Annotated in this window: 4 protein-coding genes and 1 pseudogene; 3 read left to right on the top strand and 2 right to left on the bottom strand. The window is 63.6% G+C overall.

Annotated features, from left to right (window positions below; all coding sequences use genetic code 11):
- Positions 1-307 precede the first annotated feature (307 nt).
- Together ABLU96_RS10625 and ABLU96_RS10620 are read right to left on the bottom strand one after the other, a co-directional pair.
- Entirely contained in the window at positions 308-1,888 is a 1,581-nt protein-coding gene (locus ABLU96_RS10625; RefSeq protein ID WP_064405818.1) for a rhodanese homology domain-containing protein, read from the bottom strand.
- Position 1,889: 1 nt separating this feature from the next.
- Positions 1,890-2,486 (bottom strand): cysteine dioxygenase, encoded by a 597-nt coding sequence (locus ABLU96_RS10620; RefSeq protein ID WP_064358115.1) that lies wholly within the window; start codon positions 2,484-2,486, stop codon positions 1,890-1,892.
- Between the two features lie 313 nt (positions 2,487-2,799).
- Here ABLU96_RS10620 and ABLU96_RS10615 point away from each other — a divergent pair, with 313 nt between their 5' ends.
- The 3 genes and pseudogenes from ABLU96_RS10615 (at position 2,800) to ABLU96_RS10605 (ending at position 6,066) form a co-directional block, all read left to right on the top strand.
- Positions 2,800-3,693 (top strand): LysR family transcriptional regulator, encoded by an 894-nt coding sequence (locus ABLU96_RS10615; protein ID WP_049105308.1) that lies wholly within the window; start codon positions 2,800-2,802, stop codon positions 3,691-3,693.
- A gap of 145 nt (positions 3,694-3,838) precedes the next feature.
- Positions 3,839-4,943 (top strand): annotated as a pseudogene (locus ABLU96_RS10610) (LLM class flavin-dependent oxidoreductase).
- A gap of 34 nt (positions 4,944-4,977) precedes the next feature.
- The gene (locus ABLU96_RS10605) at positions 4,978-6,066 is read left to right on the top strand and encodes an acyl-CoA dehydrogenase family protein (RefSeq protein ID WP_057174160.1); all 1,089 of its coding nucleotides are present in this window, start codon (positions 4,978-4,980) and stop codon (positions 6,064-6,066) included.
- The last annotated feature ends 10 nt before the right edge of the window (positions 6,067-6,076 follow it).

Here is a 6,076-nt window from a genome sequence, read left to right as displayed (position 1 = left end):
GCATCTGTCCGGGCTACGGTATGGCAGACGGCGGTGGACCTGTAGCCCGGGCAGGAGCTTTGCGCCGCCCCCGGGAGCAAAGCGCAGTGCGGCATAATTTCCCGGAGGCGATGCTGCGCATCTGTCCGGGCTACGGTATGGCAGACGGCGGTGGACCTGTAGCCCGGGCAGGCGCTTGCGCCGCCCCCGGGAGCAAAGCGCAGTGCGGCATAATTTCCCGGAGGCGATGCTGCGCATCTGTCCGGGCTACCGCTCGCAGACGGCGATGAACCCGTAGCCCCGCTAAGCGCAGCGCGAGCGGGGGACATCACAATACTTTAAACCCGTGCGTGCCATCCCGCTTCAGCTGTTCAACCAGGCCGAACTCCCAGTCGAGGTAGGCCTGCATTGCCGCGGGTGAGTTATCGGTACCTTCATACGGGCGCTGATAGCGATCGCTGCGCGGTGTCGCCAGATGCGTCTCGCCATGCTCCAGCGCCAGCCCGGCGTCAATCCACGCCAGCGTGCCGCCGCTCAGCAGCTGCACCGGTTTACCGGTTAACGCTGCAACCTCAGGCACCGCGTAGCGGGCCAGCAGGCTGCTGCCGCAGGTGACAACGTAACGCTTGGCGGAAGGCAGCACCTCCAGCGCCTGGCGCAGCTGTGAACGCACCAGCCAGTAAGCGCCGGGAATATGCCGGGCGACGTAGTTGGCGCTGGTGGTAAAGTCCAGCACCACGGTTCCCGGCTCCCTCAGCTGTGCCGCCAGCTGATGCGGGGCAATCTCCTCCGCCTGCGGACCCGGCGGTACGCGGCCTGCGGGGGTACCGTGCTCGCTAAAATCTTCCGCGCGCGCATCGCGTAATACCGCCACTTCCCACCCCATCTGCGCCAGCCAGGACGCCGTTATCGGCGCGCGTATCTCGTCATCGGCAATCAGCACAATGCGCGCCCCGCGCACGCTGGCGAAATGGTCGGTTTCCTGCACCAGCTGCCCGCCGGGCGCGCTAACGCTCAGCGGCAGATGGCCTGCGGCGTACTCCTCCGGGCTGCGGACGTCGAACAGGTAAGTGGTGCGGGCGGGCTGCCGTAGCCAGCGCTGAAGGGTTGGGCTGTCTATAAAGGCGACGCCGGCGCGCTCCGCCAGCTGCCTCACCGCCGCCGCGCGTTCGGCTGGGGCGCGAAAATCGGCGTCATAACGCCGCTGCTGGCCGCGCTCAAGGTCAAACCCAGCTAAGGTCCAGCCGATGGTACCGTTGCGCAGCGCGTAGACCGGATTGGGCAAACCGGCATTGCGCAGCGACTGCGTGCCGATAATACTGCGCGTGCGCCCCGCGCAGTTGACGATCACCGTCGCCTGCGATGACGGAATCAGGCCCTCAATGCGCAGCGCCAGCTCCCCGCCGGGCACGCTGATGCTGCCGGGAATATTCATGGTGTGATACTCATCGAAACGGCGCGCGTCGACGACAACCACCTCCTGTTGACCATCGAGCAGCGCCTGCACTTCCCCGGCGCTCAGCGAGGGGGTATGCCGCTCGCTCTCCACCAGCTCGCCGAACGCTTTGCTCGGCGAATTCACATCCTGGAACAGCTCTCCGCCGCTGCGCTGCCACCCCGGCAGGCCGCCTTCCAGCAGGGCGACATCTTCGTAGCCCCAGCTCTGCAGGCGCTCGACGGCCCGCTCCGCCAGACCTTCGCCGCCGTCATAGACGGTAATCGGCGTCGTCAGGCGCGGCACGCGCCGAAAAATATCCAGCTCCAGCTTGCTGAGCGGCAGATTAGCGGCAAACAGCGGATGGCTGCGGGCAAAGTCGGCCTCTTCGCGAACGTCGATCAGCGCCAGCTCGGCGCCGTCAAGCAGCGCCTGGCGCAGCTGGGCGGCCGGGCGATAAGAACAGGTGGGCATATTAATTATCCTTTGAGAGATCCCAGATATTGGGTAAGTGGCGGTTGGAGTAGCCGGAGACAAAAGGTTTGACGAGGCCTTCCGGGGTATAAACCGCTCGCCTGACGCCGCCGATATTGCCGCCGTAAACGTGAATACTGATCGAGACGCTATCCGCGAGGGCGTTGCTCACCCGGTGAATATCGCCGTCGCGGGAAGAGACTTTTTCCACTTCGCCTGGGGAAAGGCGTTCAGCAACGCCGATGACCACCGGCTGGCCGCGCTCGTCCAGGCGGTAGCGCTGATTCTCCTCCGCGCCCCGCAGCATGCCGATGGCGCCCCACACCCGATGATCGTGAATCGGCGTCGATTGCCCCGGCCCCCAGACGAAGCTGACAATGGAAAAACGCTGTCCGGAATCGGCATGCAGCAGATACTGCTGATAGTGGTGGGGATGCGGCAGGGTGTACTCCTCCGGCAGCCAGTCATCCTTTTTCACCAGCGCGGCCAGGCGCAGGGCCACGGCGTCGAGCAGGGGCTGTTCATCGGTAAATTCGCGATGCAGGGCATCAAGGTCTTGAATAAACTGGCGTAATTTTTCCACTCGCGGTGCGGTCATGGTCGCTTCCTGTTGTCGGGACTGGTCTTTACGCTAGCAAAGGCGTTAATATAATTAAAATGCAATTTCCGCATATATTAATATGCAAAAATAACATTGATAGCCTACCCATCAAGCGTCATTGGCGTAGACAGTTTGAACACGGCCAGCGCGGAAGAACCGGAGCGTACACGTAGTACGTGAGGATTATTCGCTACGCTCCCCCTTCGGGCCGCCCTGAAGGCGTTCAAAACTCTATGAGTTTTGTCTGAGCACTGCCCAGGTTCAAAATGGCAAGCAAAATAGCTCTGATGGGCCAGGCTTTAAGGACGCTATGCGCATCGACGACATTGACGCACTGCTGGCCACCGTGCAGTTCTCCTCGCTTAACCAGGCCGCGGAATATCTCGGTATTACCCAATCGGCGATTACCCGTCGTCTGCAGCGTCTTGAGCAAACCCTCAACGTAACGCTGCTGGAGCGTCAGACCCGGCCGCTTACCCTGACCGCCGCCGGACACCGGGTTTACGAGCAGTGCCTGAGCATCAAGCGGGAGACCAAAAAGCTGTACGGCCTGCTCGACCCCGAGGCCGAGCCGCACGGTATCCTGCGTCTCGGGGTCCCGCAGAGCGTGGCGGAAATTGCCCTGCAGCCGGCGCTGACCGCGCTGCGCCAGCAGTTTCCCGCCCTGCGACCGCAGGTGACCTGCGGCTGGAGCGGGCTGCTGCAAAAGCGCCTTGAAAGCGTCGAGCTGGACGGCGTGCTGGCGATGGGGCCGGAACAGCAACGCTTTGCTGAGGGCTACGGCGGGCGCCTGCTGTGCCCGCTGGATATTGTGGTGATTGCGGCTAAAAGCTGGCGTCTTCACGCCGGGGCGCTGCGCGACTGCGCGGAAAAAGGCTGGGTGCTCAATCCCGACGGCTGCGGCCTGCGGGCCGGGCTGATCCGCGAGCTGCAGTCCCAGGGGCTGCGTCTGGCGCTGAATGTCGAGACCGCGGGCGCCCAGCTGCAAATCAGCCTCGTGGCGCAGGGGCTGGGGCTTGGCCTGGTGCCGCGCGCCGCGCTGGCCGCCAGCCCGTGGCGCGATGAGGTGACGGTATTGACGCTGGCGGATTTCCAGCCCGAGGTGCATCTGTGGCTGGTTCACGCGCAGAATCTGGCTAATCTGAGCCAGCCGCTGACTTTTTTCGCCGGCAAAGTCGTTCAGCAGCTAAACGTATCTGGCTGAAACGTATATATAATTTTTATAAATGCTTATCTCGCATATTAAGATATGATAAAAATGCATTTTGTTCATTAAGAGCCCGTGTATAGGGTAATGAAAACGCGCCGCCGCGGCGGCCCACTCATTATCCTGCTACAAGGAGTTCTGCATGAGCATTCAATTTCTCGGCATGATCGGCCACCGCCTGTCGTCGGAAACCATCGCCCCGGTCGGCCCGATTTTTGACCGCGATTACATCGTGCGTTTCGCGCAAACCCACGAGGCCGCCGGGTTTGACCGCCTGCTGGTGGGCCACTGGTCCGATCAACCCGACGGATTCCTGGTGACCGCGCTGGCGGGCCTGTCGACGCAAAAGATCGGCTTCCTGTTGGCTCATCGTCCCGGTTTTGTCTCGCCGACCCTCGCCGCGCGTAAGTTCGCTACCCTTGAACACCTGCTGGGCGGCCGTCTGGCGGTACATATCATCAGCGGCGGCAATGACGCCGAGCAGCGCCGCGACGGTGATTACCTCGATCACGACCAGCGCTATGCGCGTACCGATGCCTTCCTTGAGACCGTCCGCAAGGTGTGGACCGCCGAACAGCCGGTGGATATCGCCAATGACTTTTATCAGGCGGAACAGGCGTGGTCGGCCATTCGCCCGCTGCAAAAACCGCATATCCCTCTCTATTTCGGCGGTTCGTCGGAAGCGGCCATTGCCGTGGCCGGCAAGCACGCCAACGTCTTCGCCCTGTGGGGAGAGTCGCTGGCGCAAACCGCGGAAACCATCCAGCGCGTGCGGGCCGAGGCGGCGAAACATCAGCGCGAAATCGACTTCAGCGTCTCGTTCCGGCCGATTATCGCCGCGACCGAAGCCGAGGCCTGGGAGAAAGCCGAGCATATCCTGCACGTCGCCACCGAGCGGGCGGCGCAGAGCGGAGGCGGTTTCAAAGCCAAGCCCGACAGCGTCGGGGCGCAGCGTCTGCGGGCGACGGCGGCGCAGGGCAAGGTGGTGGATAAACGCCTGTGGACCGGGATCGCGCAGCTGGTAGGCGGCGGCCACAACTCCACCGCGCTGGTGGGCACCCCGGAACAGGTCGCCGACGCGCTGCTCGATTACTACGACCTCGGCGTGCGCAACTTCCTGATCCGCGGGTTCGATCCGCTCAACGATGCTCAGGAGTACGGTAAAGCGCTGCTGCCGATCGCCCGCGAAAAAGCCGCCCTGCGCGCCGTGGCGGAGCGCGCCTCGTGATCGGTCAGACAAGCGATGACTGGGCGCGGCGGTTGAGGGAGGTTCGCCAGCTGATGGCGGAGCAGGCGGCCAGTCTCGACGCCAGCGGCGACTTTCCCCGCGACAATATCGACCGTCTGCGCCAGCGCGGTTTTTTAAGCCTCGCCGTGCCGCAGCAGTACGGCGGGGCAGGTGCCGGCTTAGCCGAGCTTCAGCAGGCCATTGCGGCCATCGCCTGGGGCGAACCGGCGACGGCGCTGATCGTCTGCATGCAGTACCTGCACCATCTGCGGCTGGCGGAAAACGAGAACTGGTCCGAGCCGCTGCGCCAGCGGGTTTTTCACGATGCCGTCGAGCGGGGAGGCTTGATCAACAGCCTGCGCGTGGAGCCGGAACTGGGCTCCCCGGCGCGCGGCGGCCTGCCGCAAACCGTGGCGACCCGCCGCGCGGAAGGGTGGCAGATTAACGGCCATAAAATCTATACCACCGGTATTGAGGGGCTGAGCTGGCTGGCCATCTGGGGCCGCAGCGACGACGCTCCGCCGCTGGTCGGCACCTGGCTGGTGCCCCGCGACAGTGAGGGCATTACCGTGGTGAACAGCTGGGATCACGCCGGAATGCGGGCAACCGGCAGCCACGAAGTGGTGCTGAACAACGTCCGGGTGGCCGCAGAGCACGCGGTGGACGTGTGGCCTGCCGATGCGCCTCCCGTGCCGGATGCGGAACAGTTTCGTCTGTTTGCCAACCGCCATACGGCGCTGCTGGCGGCGATTTACGACAGCATCGCGCGGGCGGCCCGCGACTGGCTGGTAACGTGGCTGGGTACGCGTATTCCGGGCAGCCTTGGGCAACCCCTTTCCAGCCTGCCGCGGGTGCAGGAAAAAGTCGGCCAGATTGACGGCTGGCTACTGGTCAATCGCACTCTGCTGGAAAAGGCCGCGCAGCTGGGCTTTTCCGCCATTGAGGCGAATCTCGCGAAAGTCACGATTACCGACAACGCCATTCAGGCGGTGAACCTGGCGCTGGAGCTGACCGGCAACCATGGCCTGAGTCGGCAAAATCCTCTGGAACGCCACTATCGCAACGTGCTGTGCGGGCGGGTACATACCCCGCAGAGCGACAGCGCGTGGCTGGCGGCCGGCAAACACGCTTTTCAAAAATAAGGATAATTCA

It is taken from the genome of Klebsiella sp. CN_Kp106, from assembly GCF_040064575.1.
Taxonomy (GTDB): Bacteria; Pseudomonadota; Gammaproteobacteria; order Enterobacterales; family Enterobacteriaceae; genus Klebsiella; species Klebsiella michiganensis.
Note: the sequence above shows the minus strand (reverse complement) of the source record. Positions and strands in the feature narration are given on the sequence as shown.

What these genes read in the sequence shown, in the direction of transcription:
- ABLU96_RS10605 (WP_057174160.1), top strand. Translation starts at nt 4,978, where the DNA reads ATGGCGGAGCAGGCGGCCAGTCTCGACGCCAGCGGCGACTTTCCCCGC.
- ABLU96_RS10620 (WP_064358115.1), bottom strand. Translation starts at nt 2,486, where the DNA reads ATGACCGCACCGCGAGTGGAAAAATTACGCCAGTTTATTCAAGACCTT.
- ABLU96_RS10615 (WP_049105308.1), top strand. Translation starts at nt 2,800, where the DNA reads ATGCGCATCGACGACATTGACGCACTGCTGGCCACCGTGCAGTTCTCC.
- ABLU96_RS10625 (WP_064405818.1), bottom strand. Translation starts at nt 1,888, where the DNA reads ATGCCCACCTGTTCTTATCGCCCGGCCGCCCAGCTGCGCCAGGCGCTG.